General features: G+C 72.0%; 12 protein-coding genes and 1 tRNA gene. 5 read left to right on the forward strand and 8 right to left on the reverse strand.

The genetic code is table 11. The annotated features are described in order from the left end of the window. Nucleotides 1–39: 39 nt before the first annotated feature. From FHX71_RS00585 to FHX71_RS00595, 3 genes are all read right to left on the reverse strand, one after another. Nucleotides 40–3,828 carry a multifunctional oxoglutarate decarboxylase/oxoglutarate dehydrogenase thiamine pyrophosphate-binding subunit/dihydrolipoyllysine-residue succinyltransferase subunit gene (locus FHX71_RS00585; RefSeq protein ID WP_425566305.1) on the reverse strand — a complete coding sequence of 1,263 codons (3,789 nt, stop codon included), beginning with the start codon at nucleotides 3,826–3,828 and terminating at the stop codon, nucleotides 40–42. 394 nt (nucleotides 3,829–4,222) lie between these two features. Next, complete coding sequence (locus FHX71_RS00590; RefSeq protein WP_182613952.1) at nucleotides 4,223–5,455, reverse strand: sensor histidine kinase; 1,233 nt, start codon at nucleotides 5,453–5,455, stop codon at nucleotides 4,223–4,225. A 13-nt stretch (nucleotides 5,456–5,468) separates the two neighbouring features. Next, entirely contained in the window at nucleotides 5,469–6,242 is a 774-nt protein-coding gene (locus FHX71_RS00595; protein ID WP_220489373.1) for a response regulator transcription factor, read from the reverse strand. 173 nt (nucleotides 6,243–6,415) lie between these two features. Between FHX71_RS00595 and FHX71_RS00600 the strand changes: the two genes are divergently transcribed. The 3 genes from FHX71_RS00600 (at nucleotide 6,416) to FHX71_RS00610 (ending at nucleotide 9,893) form a co-directional block, all read left to right on the forward strand. Beyond that, nucleotides 6,416–7,873, forward strand: a complete 1,458-nt coding sequence (locus tag FHX71_RS00600) for a hemolysin family protein (RefSeq protein WP_182613953.1) — start codon at nucleotides 6,416–6,418, stop codon at nucleotides 7,871–7,873. Next, the gene (locus FHX71_RS00605; RefSeq protein WP_182613954.1) at nucleotides 7,870–8,916 is read left to right on the forward strand and encodes a hemolysin family protein; all 1,047 of its coding nucleotides are present in this window, start codon (nucleotides 7,870–7,872) and stop codon (nucleotides 8,914–8,916) included. The genes FHX71_RS00600 and FHX71_RS00605 overlap by 4 nt, the downstream gene beginning before the upstream one ends. A 149-nt stretch (nucleotides 8,917–9,065) precedes the next feature. Continuing rightward, nucleotides 9,066–9,893: a M15 family metallopeptidase gene (locus FHX71_RS00610; RefSeq protein ID WP_220489375.1), complete on the forward strand. Its 828-nt coding sequence runs from the start codon at nucleotides 9,066–9,068 to the stop codon at nucleotides 9,891–9,893. Nucleotides 9,894–9,939: 46 nt separating this feature from the next. On the opposite strand, the gene FHX71_RS00615 is transcribed toward FHX71_RS00610, so the two are convergent. The 5 genes from FHX71_RS00615 to FHX71_RS00635 form a co-directional block, all read right to left on the reverse strand. Next, a complete protein-coding gene (locus tag FHX71_RS00615; RefSeq protein WP_220489377.1) occupies nucleotides 9,940–10,611 on the reverse strand; it encodes a CYTH domain-containing protein in 672 nt (223 codons plus the stop codon). Between the two features lie 54 nt (nucleotides 10,612–10,665). Then, the gene (locus tag FHX71_RS00620; RefSeq protein WP_182613956.1) at nucleotides 10,666–11,226 is read right to left on the reverse strand and encodes an STM3941 family protein; all 561 of its coding nucleotides are present in this window, start codon (nucleotides 11,224–11,226) and stop codon (nucleotides 10,666–10,668) included. 43 nt (nucleotides 11,227–11,269) lie between these two features. Further along, complete coding sequence (locus tag FHX71_RS00625) at nucleotides 11,270–12,082, reverse strand: sulfite exporter TauE/SafE family protein (protein WP_182613957.1); 813 nt, start codon at nucleotides 12,080–12,082, stop codon at nucleotides 11,270–11,272. A gap of 234 nt (nucleotides 12,083–12,316) precedes the next feature. Further along, on the reverse strand, nucleotides 12,317–13,354 hold the full coding sequence (locus tag FHX71_RS00630; protein WP_376770112.1) for a TerC family protein: 1,038 nt from the start codon (nucleotides 13,352–13,354) through the stop codon (nucleotides 12,317–12,319). Between the two features lie 342 nt (nucleotides 13,355–13,696). Then, nucleotides 13,697–13,772, reverse strand: a tRNA-Arg gene (locus FHX71_RS00635). Between the two features lie 305 nt (nucleotides 13,773–14,077). Here FHX71_RS00635 and FHX71_RS00640 point away from each other — a divergent pair. After that, on the forward strand, nucleotides 14,078–14,653 hold the full coding sequence (locus tag FHX71_RS00640; protein ID WP_220489384.1) for a SigE family RNA polymerase sigma factor: 576 nt from the start codon (nucleotides 14,078–14,080) through the stop codon (nucleotides 14,651–14,653). After that, nucleotides 14,653–16,278, forward strand: a complete 1,626-nt coding sequence (locus FHX71_RS00645; protein WP_182613958.1) for a hypothetical protein — start codon at nucleotides 14,653–14,655, stop codon at nucleotides 16,276–16,278. Before FHX71_RS00640 ends, FHX71_RS00645 begins: the two co-directional genes overlap by 1 nt. The last annotated feature ends 38 nt before the right edge of the window (nucleotides 16,279–16,316 follow it).

A 16,316-nucleotide genomic window follows, 5' to 3' on the forward strand; every position in this document is an offset into this window, starting at 1 on the left:
GTGGGGTGCCCGCCCTTCGGCGTGTGCGGTGTGCTCGCGTCAGCCGCGGCTGAAGGCCTGCTCCAGCAGGGTCTTCTGCTGGGCCTGGTGCAGCTTCGCCGTGCCGGCGGCCGTGGAGGCCGACGCCGGGCGGGAGACCACCTTGACGTACGGCACGTCCAGCGGCAGGGCCAGGTGGATGAAGCTCCACGCGCCCTGGTTCTGCGGCTCGTCCTGCACCCAGACCACCTCGGCGTCGCCGTACTTGGCGATCTCGGCGCGGATGTCCGCCTCCGGGAACGGGTACAGCTGCTCCAGGCGTACGATCGCCACGCCGTCGTCGCCGCGCTTGGTGCGCTCGGCGAGCAGGTCGTAGTACACGCGGCCGGTGCACAGGAGCACGCGCTCCACCTTGGCCGGGTCCGCCGCCGCGTCCGGGATGACCTCCTGGAACGTGCCCGCGGTGAAGTCCTCCACCGCGGACGCCGCCGCCTTGAGGCGCAGCAGCTGCTTGGGCGTGAACACCACCAGCGGACGGCGCGGCCGGGCGTAGGCCTGGCGGCGCAGCAGGTGGAAGTACGACGCCGGCGTGGACGGCTGCGCGATGGTGATGTTGTCCTCGGCGCCGAGCTGCAGGAACCGCTCGATGCGGGCCGACGAGTGGTCGGGCCCCTGGCCCTCGTACCCGTGCGGCAGCAGCATGACCACCGACGACGACTGGCCCCACTTCTGCTCGGCGGACGAGATGAACTCGTCGATCACCGTCTGGGCGCCGTTGACGAAGTCGCCGAACTGCGCCTCCCAGAGCACCAGGGCGTCCGGGCGCTCCACCGAGTAGCCGTACTCGAAGCCGAGTGCCGCGTATTCCGACAGCGAGGAGTCGTAGACCCAGAACTTGGCCTGGTCGCCCGACAGGTACAGGAGCGGCGTCCACTCGGCGCCGGTCTCCCGGTCGTGGAGCACCGCGTGCCGCTGCACGAACGTGCCGCGACGCGAGTCCTGGCCGGCGAGGCGCACCGGGGTGCCCTCCGCGAGCAGCGTGCCGAAGGCCGCGAGCTCGCCGAAGCCCCAGTCGATGCCGCCGTCCTTCGCCATGAGCTGGCGCTTCTCCAGCAGCTGGGCGAGCTTCGGGTGGACCGTGAAGCCCTCGGGCGGCGTGGTGTGCACGTCGCCGACCCGCTGCAGCGCGTCGTGCGAGACCGCGGTCTGCCAGCCGACCATCGTGCCGGCGTCCTCACGCTGCGACTCCGGGCGCTCCAGGCCCGCGAGGTGCTCCGTCTCCGGGGCGGGCGTGAAGCCGGACTTGGTCTCGGTGAAGACCCGCTCGAGCTGCGACTGGTAGTCCTGCAGCGCGTGCTCGGCCTCCTCCACGGTGATGTCACCGCGCGCGACCAGGTTCTCGGTGTACAGCTTGCGCACCGAGCGCTTGGTCTCGATGAGGTTGTACATGAGCGGCTGCGTCATCGAGGGGTCGTCGCCCTCGTTGTGCCCGCGGCGGCGGTAGCAGATCAGGTCGATGATGACGTCCTGGCCGAACTGCTCGCGGAACGCGAAGGCGAGCTCCGCCGTCCGGACCACGGCCTCGGGGTCGTCACCGTTCACGTGCAGGACCGGGACCTGGTAGCCCTTGGCGACGTCGGTCGCGTAGGTGGTCGAGCGCGACGCCGTCGGGCCGGTGGTGAAGCCGACCTGGTTGTTCACGACCACGTGGATGGTGCCGCCGGTGCGGTACCCGCGCAGCTGCGACAGGTTCAGCACCTCGGGCACCACGCCCTGACCGGCGAACGCGGCGTCGCCGTGCACCAGGATCGGCAGCACGGAGAAGCCGTCGCCGCCGAGGTCGATGCGGTCCTGCTTGGCGCGGACGATGCCCTCGAGCACCGGGTCCACGGCCTCCAGGTGCGACGGGTTGGCCGCGAGGTAGACGCGCGTGGTGGCGCCCGACTCGGAGGTGAACGTGCCCTCGGTGCCGAGGTGGTACTTCACGTCACCGGAGCCCTGGACGCTCTTCGGGTCGAGCTGGCCCTCGAACTCCTTGAAGATCTGGCCGTAGCTCTTGCCCGCGATGTTCGCCAGCACGTTCAGCCGGCCGCGGTGGGCCATGCCGATGCCGACCTCGTCGAGGCCGCCCTCGGCGGCGCGCGACAGGATCGCGTCGAGCAGCGGGATCAGGGACTCGCCACCCTCCAGCGAGAAGCGCTTCTGCCCGACGAACTTGGTCTGCAGGAACGTCTCGAACGCCTCGGCGGAGTTGAGGCGGCGCAGGATGCGCAGCTGGTCCTCGCGCGGCGTCTTGGCGTAGCCGGCCTCCAGGCGCTCCTGGAGCCACTTGCGCTGGCCCGGGTCCGCGATGTGCATGTACTCGATGCCGATGGTGCGGCAGTACGAGTCGCGCAGCAGGCCGAGGATGTCGCGCAGCGTCGCCTTGGCCTTGGGGCCGAAGCCCGCCGTCGGGAACGTGCGGTCCAGGTCCCACAGCGTCAGGCCGTGGGTCTGGATGTCCAGGTCGGGGTGCTTGCGCTGCCGGTAGGCCAGCGGGTCGGTGTCCGCCATGAGGTGACCGCGCGAGCGGTACGCCTGCACGACCTCGGCGATCTTGGCCGGCTTGGCGGCCTCGACGTCGGCGTCGACCGTGTTGTCACGGACCCAGCGGACGGGCTCGTACGGGACGCGCAGCGCCGCGAAGACGCGGTCGTAGAAGCCGTCCAGGCCGAGCAGCTTGTTCGAGATGATCTTCAGGAACTCGCCGGACTGGGCGCCCTGGATGATGCGGTGGTCGTAGGTCGACGTGACCGTCATGACCTTCGAGATGCCCATCCGGGCGAGCTGCTCCTCGGACGCGCCGGCGAACTCCGCCGGGTAGTCCATGGCGCCGACGCCGATGATGGTGCCCTGGCCCTGCATCAGGCGCGGCACGGAGTGCACGGTGCCGATGCCGCCCGGGTTGGTCAGCGAGATCGTGGTGCCCTGGAAGTCGGGCACGGCGAGCTTGTTGCCGCGGGCCTTGCGGACCAGCTCCTCGTACGCCGCCCAGAACTCGGCGAAGTCGAGCTCCTCGGCCTTCTTGATGCTGGGCACCAGGAGCTGGCGCGAGCCGTCCGGCTTGGCCAGGTCGATCGCGAGGCCGAAGCCCACGTGCGCGGGCTGGTTCACGCCCGGCTTGCCGTCGACCGGCTCGTAGTGCGCGTTCATGACGGGCATGTCGGCCAGCGCCTCGACCAGCGCGAAGCCGATGAGGTGCGTGAACGAGATCTTGCCGCCGCGTCCGCGCTTGAGGTGGTTGTTGATGACGATGCGGTTGTCGACCATCAGCTTGGCGGGCACGGCGCGCACCGAGGTGGCGGTGGGGACCTCCAGGGAGGCCTCCATGTTCGTGACCACGCGCGCGGCGGGGCCGCGCAGCTTCTGGATGTCGTCGACGGCGTCCGGGTGCGCCACCGGGCGCTCGAACGTGTCCGCGTAGTGGGTGGTGGGCGGCGTGGCGATGGGGCTGGCCGGGTTGACCTTGGGGTCTGCCGGGAGCACCTTCTCGCGCACGGGCTGCACGGCCTCAGCGGCGGCGGTGCCACCGGTGACCGGCGCCTCGGAGGCGGCGGCAGGGGCTGACGCCGCGGGAGCGGCCGGAGCCGCTGCGGGCGCTGTCGGAGAGGCTGAAGCGGGGGCCGGGGAGCCCTCCTTGGCGGAACCGTTCTCGCCCGGCGTGTAGTCGGCGAAGAAGTCCCACCACGCGGGGTCTACCGCGTTCTTGTCCTTCAGGTACTGCTGGTAGAGCTCGTCCACAAGCCATTCGTTGGCTCCGAATGACGAGCTCGCCACGCTGATCGACTCTGAACCAGCCTTAGGGGACACGCGCGGATCGCCCACCTTCACCACAGTTGCGTTCGTCGCGCGCCGCACAGGGGTCACAGCGCGCACAGCCCGAATGGTTTTCGGACCCTCCAAGGGTAGGCCCTTCGCGCTCCGCGGGGGGCGTGGTTCTGCGGGTGTTGCGGGCGGTTCCGGTGCCAAAGAAGTAGGTTCGTCATGTTTCTCGCACACAGAGCAAAACCAGGGCAACGTTCGGCCTGGAAGTCCCCAACTTGGTGTTACGGGGTTTCGCCCCGCACGGACAACCTTTGGCGTCTGTGACAGAAATCACGGGACTCCGTCTCACGTTCTGACCGCCCGCAGCCCTAGGCTGCTGGGTTTCTCACCGCGCGACCGGCCCGGACCGGCGTCGGGCCCGGACCAGCGACGGACCGGCTCAGACCGTGTGCGTCGTCGAGACGCCCGGCGCCGGGTGGGCCCGCCGCGGCAGGGTGACGCGCATCGTGGCGCCCCGCTCGGAGTCGACCACCTCGACCTGCCCGCCGTGCAGCTCGACCGCCCAGCGAACGATCGCCAGGCCGATCCCGGTCCCGCCGCTCGACCCGACGGTGCCCGAGCCGACGGTGCTCACGCCGCCCAGGGTGTTGACCATCGACTCGTCGGGCGCGGCGGTCCGGCCCTTGTCGCCCCGGTTCCGGCCGCCCCGGCGGCTGACGCTCCGGCCGCCGTCGCCCCGGCCACCCTCGCCGCGCGCCGCGCCGGACGACCCGGTGCCGCGGACGAAGCGCTGGAAGATCCGCTCGCGGTCGGCCGCGGCGATGCCGGGTCCCTCGTCGCTGACCTCCAGGACGATGTCCGACCCCTCCGTGCCGTCCACGGGGTACGCGTCCAGCCGCACCACGCCGCCCTGCGGCGAGTGCCGGATCGCGTTCTGCAGCAGGTTGATGACCACCTGGTGCAGCCGCTCGGCGTCGCCCTCGATGATCAGGTCCTCCGGGGTCACGTCGACCACGTAGTGCAGGTCCTTCGCGGCGTCGACCATCTGCATGTCCTCGGCGCAGTGCTCCAGGAAGTCGCCCACGGCGATCTGCCCGATGTTCAGGGCCGAGGCGCCCGCCTCGATCCGCGACAGGTCCAGCAGATAGGTGACCAGCCGGGTCAGCCGCTCGGTCTGCGCGTGCGCCTGCTCCAGGGCGGCCGGCGTCGGCTCCACCACGCCGTCGACCATGTTCTCGAGCTGCGCCTGGAGCGCCGCGACCGGCGTGCGGAGCTCGTGCGACACGTTCGCGATGAGGTCGCGCCGGGTCTGCTCCACCGAGGCCAGGTCCTCGGCCATCCGGTTGAAGGCGTGCGCGAGCTGACCCACCTCGTCGCTGCTCGTCGCGCGCACCCGGCGCGTGTAGTCGCCGTCGGCCATGGCCTGGACGGCCTCGGTGATCTCGCGCAGCGGCGACGTCATGCCGCGGGCCAGGATCTGGGTGACCAGCAGCGACAGGATGATCGCGAGCGGGAAGGTGCGGCTCGGCCCCAGGGAGGCCTGGAGGCCGAGCCAGGTGATCAGCACCGCGGCCGTCACCGTGGCCGCCACCAGCACGCCGAGCTTGATCTTCAGCGAGCGCAGGGGGTCGAGCGGCCGCACGTCGGGGACGCGGGGTACGTGCGGTCTCATCGGGGCATCCGGATCACTGGTTGGCGGGCGGCTCGAACGCGTAGCCGACGCCGTGCACGGTTCGGATCAGGTCGGGGCCGAGCTTGCGGCGCAGCGCCTTGATGTGGGAGTCGACGGTGCGCGTCCCGCTGGCGTCGGCCCAGTCCCAGACCTCGGCGAGCAGGCGCTCGCGCGTGAGCACGGTCTTGGGCGACCCGGCGAGCATGACGAGCAGCTCGAACTCGGTGGGGGTCAGGTGCACCTCCTCGCCGCCGCGGTAGACGCGACGCTGGGCGCGGTCCACCGTGACGTCGCCCATGGTCATGGGCGGGTCCGCGGGGGTGGTCGCGGCGGCCTGGGCCGCGCGGTCGACGCGGCGCAGCAGGGCCTTGATCCGGGCGACCAGCTCGCGCATGGAGAACGGCTTGGTCATGTAGTCGTCCGCGCCGACGCCCAGGCCGACCAGCATGTCGGTCTCGTCGTCGCGCGCGGTGAGCATGAGGATCGGGGTGGGGTGCTCCGCCTGGATGCGGCGGGTGACCTCGAGGCCGTCGATGCCCGGGAGCATCACGTCGAGCACCACGAGGTCGGGGCGCAGCCGGGAGGCGGCGTCGACGCCGGACAGGCCGTCGCGGGCCACCTCGACGCGCCAGCCCTCGGCGGACAACCGCTGGGCGATCGCGGTGGCGATCGTGGGCTCGTCCTCCACCACGAGCACGGTCGCGCTCTGCTGACCGGTCGAGGCGGCGGCCGACGCCGCGCCGGGCTGCTGCGGGGCCCCAGACGGCTGGGGAGTACTCGATGACATAGGTCAATCATGCCCGTACCTGCCTGATAAGACACTGAAGCCAGCCTGAGAGTCGGACCCCGGGGCGCTCAGCGGGCTGTTCCCGCTACGATCTATCGCACGATGATCGAGCGATATCCCGACCGGGAACCCTGGCAGAATCAGGCCCCCCGCAGTGCCTCCCGGAGTACGCGATGACCGGCGAATGGATCATGGTCGCCGTCGGTGTTCTCCTCACGGCTGGTACTGCCGTCTTCGTGGCGGGGGAGTTCTCCCTCGTCACCATCGACCCCGCCGTGATCGGCGACTCCGACGACTCGGAGGGAGACAGACCCGGCCGGTCCCGGTCCGTCTCCTCCACCCATCCCGGCGCCCCGCGGGCCCTCGGCCAGGGCATGCGGGACCGCAGCGTCCGCACCGCGCTGCGCCACCTCTCGACCGAGCTGAGCTCGGCCCAGGTCGGCATCACGCTGACCACGATCCTGCTCGGCTACACCGCCCAGCCGGCCCTGAACTCCCTGATCTCCGCCGCGTTCGGCGGTACGTCCGTGCCGACGGCGGTCTCCGCCGGCATCTCCGGCGTGCTGGCCCTCATCCTGGTGAACCTGTTCTCCATGCTGTGCGGCGAGCTGATCCCCAAGAACTTCGCGCTGTCGGCACCCCTGGCCACCGCGCGGGTCGTGGTGCCGGTCCAGCGGGTGTTCACCATCACGTTCAAGCCGCTGATCGCGGTGCTCAACGGTTCCGCCAACGCGCTGCTGCGCCGCCTCGGCGTCGAGCCCCGCGAGGAGCTGTCCGGGGCCCGGTCCGCGCCCGAGCTCGCCTCGCTGGTGCGCCGCTCCGCCGAGGAGGGCACGCTCCAGGAGTCCGTGGCCACGCTGCTGACCAACTCGATCGAGCTGGACACCCTCAGCGCGCGTGACGTGATGACCGACCGCCTGCGCATGTCCGTCGTCGACCGCGACGCGACGGCGGAGGACGTCGTCGCGCTCGCCCGCCGGACCGGGCACTCGCGGTTCCCCGTGATCGGGGAGGACCGTGACGACATCGTCGGCCTGGTGCACCTGCGCCGCGCCGTCGGCGTGCCGCACGACCGGCGGTCCGAGGTGCCCGCCGCCGCCCTCATGGTGGACGCGCCGCGGGTCCCCGAGACGGTCCGCCTGGGGCCGCTGCTCGTGGAGCTGCGCGGGTTCGGCCTCCAGATGGCCGTCGTCGTGGACGAGTACGGCGGCACGTCCGGCGTCGTCACGCTGGAGGACGTCGTCGAGGAGCTGGTGGGCGACGTCGCCGACGAGCACGACCCGCGCCGCGCCGGGGCCTCCCGCGCCGCCGACGGGTCGTGGATCGTGCCGGGAGTGCTGCGCCCCGACGAGCTCCAGGAGTACACCGGGATCGAGGTCCCGGAGGGCGCCGCGTACGAGACGCTCGGCGGCCTCGTGATGGCCGAGCTGGGCCGCATGCCCGTCGTCGGCGACGAGGTCACCGTGGGCCGCACCGGCCTGCACGGCACGTACGCGCGCGTCACGCTGCGTGTCGAGGCCATGGACGGCCGGCGCGTCGAGCGCCTCCGCGTCCGCCCCCTGCCCGACGACGCGGCGCCCGGCGCCGACGACGCCGACAGGTCCCGTTCCGAGAAGGGCGCGAGCCGATGAGCACGACCACCGCACTCGTCATCGGCCTCGTGCTGCTCGCGGGGAACGCGTTCTTCGTGGGCGCCGAGTTCGCCGTCATCTCCGCACGCCGCAGCGCCATCGAGCCGCTCGCCGCGGCCGGCGACCGGCGTGCCGTCACCGTGCTGTGGGCGATGGAGCACGTGTCGCTCATGCTGGCCTGCGCGCAGCTCGGCGTGACCGTCTGCTCCACCGGCCTGGGCATCGTGGCGGAGCCCGCCATCGCGCACCTGCTGGAGGGGCCGCTGCACAGCCTCGGCGTCAGCGAGGACCTCACGCACCCGATCGCGCTGGTCATCGCGCTGTCGCTCGTCGTCTACCTGCACGTGGTGCTCGGCGAGATGGTGCCGAAGAACCTGGCGGTCTCCGGACCGGACCGGGCCGTCATGTGGTTCGGCCCGCCGCTGGTGCTGCTCGGCAGGGCGCTGCGCCCCGTGATCGCCGGCCTGAACTGGATCGCGAACCACGCGGTGCGGCTCGCCGGCGTCGAGCCCAAGGACGAGGTCGCCTCGGCGTTCACGGCCGAGGAGGTCCAGTCCATCGTGGAGCACTCCCAGGCCGAGGGTGTGCTGCGCGACGAGCAGGGCCTGCTGACGGGCGCCATCGAGTTCTCCAACCGCACCGCGCGCGACGTCATGGTCCCGGTCGGCGGCCTGGTCGCCGTCGACGAGACCAGCACGCCCGACGACGTTGAGCGGCTCGTCTCCAAGCACGGCTTCAGCCGGTTCCCCGTCGTGACCCGGCGGGAGGACGGTGACGAGCTGGTCGGCTACCTGCACCTCAAGGACGTGCTGTACGCCACCGGGCCGGCCCGGTTCGAGCCGGTCGCGGTGTGGCGCGTGCGCGCCCTGGCGGCCGTCGCGCCCGACGACGAGGTCGAGGACGCGCTGCGCGTGATGCAGCGCTCGGGCTCGCACCTGGCGCGGGTCGAGGGGCCGGACGGCGAGGTGCTCGGCGTGGTCTTCCTCGAGGACATCCTGGAGGAGCTCGTGGGCGAGGTGCGCGACGCGATGCAGCGCCGCTGAGGCAGCCCGTCGTCCACAGGCCGGGCTTGGCAGGGGGGCCGACTGGGGTTAATGTCACGTGCACATAACGGAACGCGAGGGGGTCGCGGACAGATGACGACGGAGGACCAGTGCAGTCCACTGCTGTGACGAGCACGCAGCCTGACCTCATGACGAGGCGGGCCCGCCGCGAGGCGGAGCAGAACTCCCAGGCGACCCGCAAGGTCACGTCGTTCGACCGTCTGGTCACCGGCGCCGTCCCCCGGGCCTCCCGGCCGACGTCCTCGGTCCCGGCCGGGCAGCGGATGATCTCCCGGGCCGCCGTGGTCGGCACCCTCGCCGCCGCGACCATCGCCGCTCCGTTCGTGCAGGCGGCGGACCAGCCCGGCGAGTCCCCGTTTGACGTCGAGGCGCCGCCCACCGGGCCGTCGGTGCTGGACCTGGTCACGCAGCCCGTCGAGCGCCCGGAGACCTCCGCCTCCGTCGTCCGCGCCGAGGCCCTCGCCCGGCCCGCGTCCGTCGCGAGCCGCTCGCTGGACCGCAGCCCGCTGCCGCAGTGCGACGTCAACGCCTCCGTCGACGGCACCAACGGCGGCCTCTCGGACCACTCGCTGTGCGAGCTGTGGCAGGACGGGGAGTACCTCCGGCCCGACGCCGCGATGTCGCTCAGCGCGCTCAACGAGGCGTTCCGTGCGTCGTTCGGCCGCGAGCTGTGCCTGGTGGCCAGCTACCGCGACCTGAGCACGCAGTACGAGCTCAAGGCGTCGCGCGGCTTCTACGCCGCCTCCCCGGGCACCTCGATGCACGGCTGGGGCCTGGCGATCGACCTGTGCTCCAAGGAGACGGGCGACAGCGACGTCTTCTCGTGGCTCTGGGCCAACGCGCCGTCCTACGGCTGGCAGAACCCGTCGTGGGCGCAGCTCGGCGGCAGCAAGTACGAGCCGTGGCACTGGGAGTTCGTGTCCGGCGTCGTCGAGAAGGGCGAGTGGCAGGGCTGACGGCTCCGTGCCCCGCCGGGGCGCGACGCGCTGAAGGGCGCCTCGGTCAGAGGCGCAGGTGCGTGTTCGGCCCGAAGTCCTGCCGGAAGACCGGTCCCTCGCTCGCGAGCTCCGCGGCGAACGACGGCGCCCACGCGCTGTAGGGCTCCATCGCGAGCGACTCGTTGGAGAACCGGCGGTCGTCGGTGATCTCCGTGACGCAGAAGTCCGGGATCTGCAGGCCGGTGACCGGGCCGGAGCGCTCGCACTCGGCGACCACCAGCGGGTGGTTGGCCCCGCCGAAGACGTCGATGGACCAGCCGTCGGCCCCGAGCCACGCCGCGTAGCGCACCTTGACGATCGGGGCGCCGCCCCGGCGGACCAGCTCGACGCCGACCCGCGGGTCCAGCTCGCGCTCCGCCTCGTACCGGGTTCCGCCGACGGCGGGCCCCTTGACCGTGACGGCCGCGAAGTCGATGTCGGACGTGTGCGCCCGGAGCAGCTCGGCCGGGTCGGTCTCGCCGGTCAGGTCGGCGTCGACGTCGCCCGCCTGGACGCGGACCCGCAGCGCGTAGCCGTCGTCGGCCAGGAAGTAGGACTGCACGATGAGGGCCGGGGCGTCCTTGAGCTCGGCCGGCAGGTCGCGCACGAAGAAGCGGCGCTCGAACTCGAAGTCTGCGTAGCCGCGGTCAGGATCGGGGTCGGGGGCGGCCGGCCCGTCGAAGAGGTCGTCGCTCATGAGAGGTCCCTCGCCATGCTCGGCTGATGATTCTCGGCGGATGGTCCTAGAAGTCTACGCAACCGGCTTCGCGTGGGGCGCCCGGCCGGCGACGAACTCGGTCAGGGCGGCCGACAGCTCCTCCGGGCGGGTGGCGATGCTCCCGGGCTTGAGGACCACGGGCGTGCCGACGAGGGACGCGTTCAGCGAGGCGGCGATGCGCCGCACGAACGTCCGCTGGCGGACGACGACGGCCCGCGGGTCCGTGACGTCCACGGCGAGCACCCGCCGGAAGGCCAGCCGGGCCTCGCGGACGCCCGTGACCTCGGACCAGAGCACCTGCTCGACGCCGAGGTTGGGCAGCCAGTCGGTGAGGCCGTCGTCGTCGAGCGTGAGCACGGGCCAGGTGGGCAGCAGCAGACGGCGCAGCACGATGAGCCCCAGTCCGGTGAAGACCAGGACACCCATGGCGCTCACCGAGACGACGAACAGCGCGGCCGACGAGCCGCTGGTCTGCGCGGCGTCGAAGCCGAGACGGGCGGCGACGGCGCAGAGCACCACCAGCGCGAGCGTGGCGAGGGCGAGCGTGAGGACGTGCGCGCGGGATGGATAGAAGTCGACGGACTCGTCGGGCATACCGGGACACTAGCCGCACCCGGGGGCGAATCGGTAGCCCGGGCTAGGCGAGCAGGAGCCGTGCGCCCGCCACGGACGTGGCGATCAGCACGACGGTGCTGAACACCGGGCCCGAGATGCGGTGGGCCACGAGCTTGCCGAGCACCAGGCCTGCCACCAGTCCGGGCAGCAGGGCGAGCGAGACGTGCAGCGACGCGGGGGAGACCAGCCCCAGTCCCGCGCTGAACGGCAGCTTCGCCACGTTGACGGTGAGGAAGAACAGCGCGACGGTGCCGAGCAGGCCGGCGCGCGAGATGCCGGCCCGCAGCAGGTAGAGGCTCATGGGCGGGCCGCCAGCGTTGGCGATCATGGTCGAGACCCCGGCCGTGGCCCCGAGCGCGGCGCGGATGACCCGCTCGCCGAGGCGAGGGCGGGCGGGGGCGGAGTCGCCGTCGGGCACTGGCGTACTTGCCGGGGCTGGCGGACGACGGCGCGCGCGGCGCGCGGCGAGCTGCCGGACCAGGTCGCCGAGCCCGGCGAGGAGCAGCAGCGCGCCGACGATCCGGGCGCTGACCTCGGGCGGGGCCCAGCGCAGCGCCGCGAAGCCGACGATCAGGCCGAGCGTGACGCTGGGGAGCAGGCCCCGCAGGATGCGCCAGCGGACGTCCCGGCCGTACGCGCTGACGGCGACCAGGTCGCCGACGATGAGCAGGGGGAGCGCGACGCCCGCGGCCTGGACGGGCGGGAGCACCGAGGCGATGACCGCCGCGCCGAACGCGCCCAGCGGCGGGAGCCCGGTCTTGGAGAGGCCCATGAGCAGGGCGGCGATCGTGCCGCCGATGACGACCGTGGCGGTGAGGTCCAGTGCGGGGTCCATGACGGGGTGGACTCTACGTCGCCCCGTGCTGGTCACGCGCCGTGCTGCCGTCGCCCGGTGCGCGAACCCGCCCTCGGGGGTGTGTCAGACCCCGTCGTACGTGTCAGACCTACAGGTCCCTCGGGTGACCTGTACGTCTGACACGTACGCCGGGGTCTGACAGGTGGGGCGGGAATGCCGACGGGCGGCCCGGCCGGAGCCGGACCGCCCGTCGGGCGTGCGTTGTGACCTGGGTCAGTGGGTCCCGGGGCGGGAGCCGCTGGAGGCGTCCTGGTCCTCGCCGGCCTTCTCGTCGCCCGAGGTCTGCGCCGGGGTGCTCGCCGAGCCGTCCGGGCCGACGACCTTCGCGCCGTCGGCTGTGGCCTCGGTGTCGAGGTCGCGGGTCGCGTGAAGGCTGGTGAAGGTCACGATGACCAGCACGCCGATGATGACGCCGAGCGAGGCGAGGGTCGGGATCTCCGGGACGCCGGCCCAGATGCCGTGGGCCCAGTGCAGCACGAGCTTGACGCCGATGAAGGCGAGGATCGTCGCGAGGCCGTAGCCGAGGTGCACCAGCTTGCTCAGCGCGCTCTGGAGCACGAAGTACAGGGCGCGCAGGCCGAGCAGGGCGAAGGCGTTGGTGGCGAACACGAGGTACGGGTCGCTGGTGATGCCGTAGACGGCGGGCACCGAGTCGACGGCGAAGACGATGTCGGCCGCGAAGATCGCGACGACCACGACCGTCAGCGGCGTGAGCATCCGCTTGCCGCCCTCGCGCACCGAGAGGGCAGGGCCGCGGTAGTCGTCCGTGACGGGCATGAAGCGGCGGATGATCTTGACCGACCGCAGCTCGGAGATGTTGATCTCGTGGTCGTCGCCCTTGATCTGGTCGCGGAGGATCTTGACCGCCGTGGCCAGCAGGATCGCGCCGAAGAGCAGGAAGGCCCAGCTCAGGTTGGCGAGGACGGCCGCGCCCACCGCGATGAAGACGCCGCGGAGCACCAGGGCTCCGACGATGCCCAGCAGGAGGACCCGCTGCTGCAGCGCCGCCGGTACCGCGAAGGCGCTGAGCAGCAGCATGAACACGAAGAGGTTGTCGACGGACAACGACTTCTCGACCAGATATCCGGTCAGGTACTGGACGCCGATGGACGAGCCGAACGTGGCCCAGATCCAGCCGCCGAACGCGAGCGGCAGGGCGATGTAGAAGGCGCTCCAACCCAGGGCCTCGCGCATCGAGACCTCGTGGGGGCGCCTGGTGATCAGGAAGTCGACGACGATCAGAGCGATCACGGCAACGATGGTGAGGGCCCACATCAAGGGCGTGGCCACCGTGGTCAGAGCGGAGGCAGGGGCAGCTGAACTCGTCAGTTGGGCGAGCAAGGAGTCTCCAAATAAAGGGTCGGCTCCGAGGTCTCCTTCGCCTTGCCGAAGCTAGGCCGCCGCCCGAGGCACTGGTAGCAGCGCCGTACTGACCGGGACGATGTTTGGGAAGTACTCCCCTCGCGGGAGGGAGTCTACGACATCGATCTGGGATTGCACATGGGGGGATCTGTCACCTCGTGCTGCGGGGCGCCCGCGGGGACGACGAAGGCCCTTGTTCCGCGTCGCCGCAGTTCAAGGGCCTTCGTTGGGTGGTGCGCCTGAAGGGATTCGAACCCCCGACCTTCTGCTCCGGAGGCAGACGCTCTATCCACTGAGCTACAGGCGCGAGGCCGCTGAGAGGGGTGCGTCGCACCCGTAACGGCCGAAGCGAGACTACCAGGTAAGCAGCCCCGCGTGTGCATCCGGGCCTGTGACCCGCGCCGTTACCCGGCCTGGCATCGTGCGCCCCGGGAGGCTGCCGCGCGCGGCGCGGGCGCGGGCGCACCAGCACCGCGCGAGCCCGCCGCGACCAACTACAGCCGGCTTGGCAACCTTCCGCCGTCCGCACGCGTCTGTGTGCCGTGAATCTTCGAAGTGCTCGACCTCAGGGGCGTACGGACGGGTACGCAGGTGACGACCAAGGTGGTGGACATGGTGAGTGATGACGCGGCGGTCCTCGAAGACCCCCGTGCCCGGGTGGTGACCACCGGTACGGCGGCCGAGCGGTTCACGGCGTTCGCCAGGGACCGCTCGCCGGAGCTGTCCCGCATCGCGTACCTGCTGTGCGGCGACACGCACCGGGCCGCTGACCTGGTGCAGCTCGCCCTGGAACGGACCTACCGGGCCTGGGGCCGGGTGGGCGACGGCGAACCGTTCGCCTATGCGCGCAGGGTGATCGCGACGGCCCGGATCGACTCCTGGCGGCGCACCAGGAAGGACGTCCTGGTGGCGCCGGCGGACCTGCGGCCAGGAGCGGCGTCGGACGGCACGCAGCTCGTCGTCGACCGTGACGCGCTGGTAGGAGCGCTGCGGCAGCTGCCCGCCGCGCAGCGGCGCGTCGTCGTCCTGCGCTACCTGCTGGACCGGACGGAGAAGCAGACGGCCGAAGACCTGGGCATCTCCGTGGGAGCCGTGAAGTCCGGCGCCTCGCGCGGGCTCGACCGGCTTCGGGACGTCCTGGGACCAGAGATCGGCACACCCAGCACCTCGCGGAAGGAGGCGCAGTGATGAAGGAGCAGAGCGACAGCCTGGTGACCCTGATCCACGACGCCGCGGGCCAGGTCGGGCCCGTGGCCGGGATCGACGGCGAGATGATGGCGCGGCGGGCGATCCGCCACGAGCGCACCCGGCGCGGGGTGATCGGCGGAGCCGTGGCCGCCGCGCTGCTGGTCCTGGGTGCGGCCGGGGTGGCCTGGTTCACCGAGCGGCCGGCGCTTCCGGCGCTCCTGCCGTGGGTGCAGGCCTCGTCCGAGGTCCGTTCGGACGGCCTGGTCTTCGAGGTGCCGGACGGCTACGAGGAGTTCAACCCCGTCGGTGACCCGATGTGGGGAGCCGATCCGGTGGTCCCGGACGAGGATGACATGGAGGAAGTCGCTCATGCGGCCTCGTGGGTCGCCGTGGCACCCGCGGAGGACGAGCCGCTCGCCGGCGAGCAGGCCGGAAACCCGGTGACCGAGGTCGACGTGCCCGGAGCCGCCGCCGCGCGCTGGTCCTGGTACGAGCCGCAGTACGGTTCCGACTCGGGCTACTGGCAGCGAGGGCCGGGGGACGGCGACTTCGTCGGCGAGCTGGACGTCGAGCTCGACACCGGGACGGTGGTCCGCCTGACCATGAGCCTGGCGGACGACGAGACCCCGCAGGACACCTTCGAGCGGCTGGTTCGTACGGTCCGCGTGGACGGTGACCCCGCGGAGCCGGAGGGCCCGGGGTCGACCGGCCAGGAGGATCTGCCGCTCCTCGAGTCCGCGGACGTGCCCGAGAGCTGGGAGCGAGGCGAGTTCCACGGCCTGGCGTACGCGGCACCGGGGGACTGGGCAGCGGCCGACGGGGCGAGCGCGGAGCACCCGACCGACACGCTGCTGCTGCGACGGCCGGACGGCAAGGCGGAGCTGCAGCTCGCCGTGGTGGACCGGCTGGATTACCTCGCGGCGAACCGCGAGGCCGGTCCCCTGCCGGACTTCTACCGCTTCGAGCTGGCGGGCGCCGAGGCGTCGACGGTCTTGACCGAGCGGTTCGACGGCGAGTACCGGGCCTACATCGAGGTGCGTGCCGCCGGCGGCAGCAGCTACACGGTCAACCTCTTCGGGTTCGACGGCGCCACCGGCCTCGACGACGACCTCGCCGCGCTGCTCGGCAGCCTCGGCCTCACCGGGGCCTCGACGGACGGCCCGCCCGCCTACGACGCGCTCGATCCCGCGGACCCGCTGCTGCAGGACCCGCCGTCGGACTGGGAGCCCGTCACGTTCGAGGGCCTCGACCTGACGCTGCCGCGGGAGCTGAAGAGCCCGGAAGGCATGTGGGGAATCTGGAGCAGCGACTCCGGCGACTCGTGGGAGGAGCTGGCGATCACCCTCTGGGACGTGGAGGGCTACGACCCGCCGATCCAGCTCGCCGACTACGGGTATCGCTACGAGCCAGCCGGTACGACGCGCGGGGTGGTGACCGTCGGGACCTCCACCGACACCGCCGTGCCCGAGCCCGGCGAGCCGGGCTTCCTGGGGACCGCGACCTTCCACCTGACGGCGGACGGGCGCAGGGCGGTCGAGATCCGGTACGAGGGCTCCGGGGCGACCGAGGAACGGTGGTGGCAGATCCTGGCGTCGCTGGACGCCGCCGGCCTGACCTCGCCCTGACCTGCGCCCGACGACGGCCGGTGCACCCAGGTGCACCG

The sequence above is a fragment of the Promicromonospora sukumoe genome (assembly GCF_014137995.1).
Taxonomy (GTDB): Bacteria; Actinomycetota; Actinomycetes; order Actinomycetales; family Cellulomonadaceae; genus Promicromonospora; species Promicromonospora sukumoe.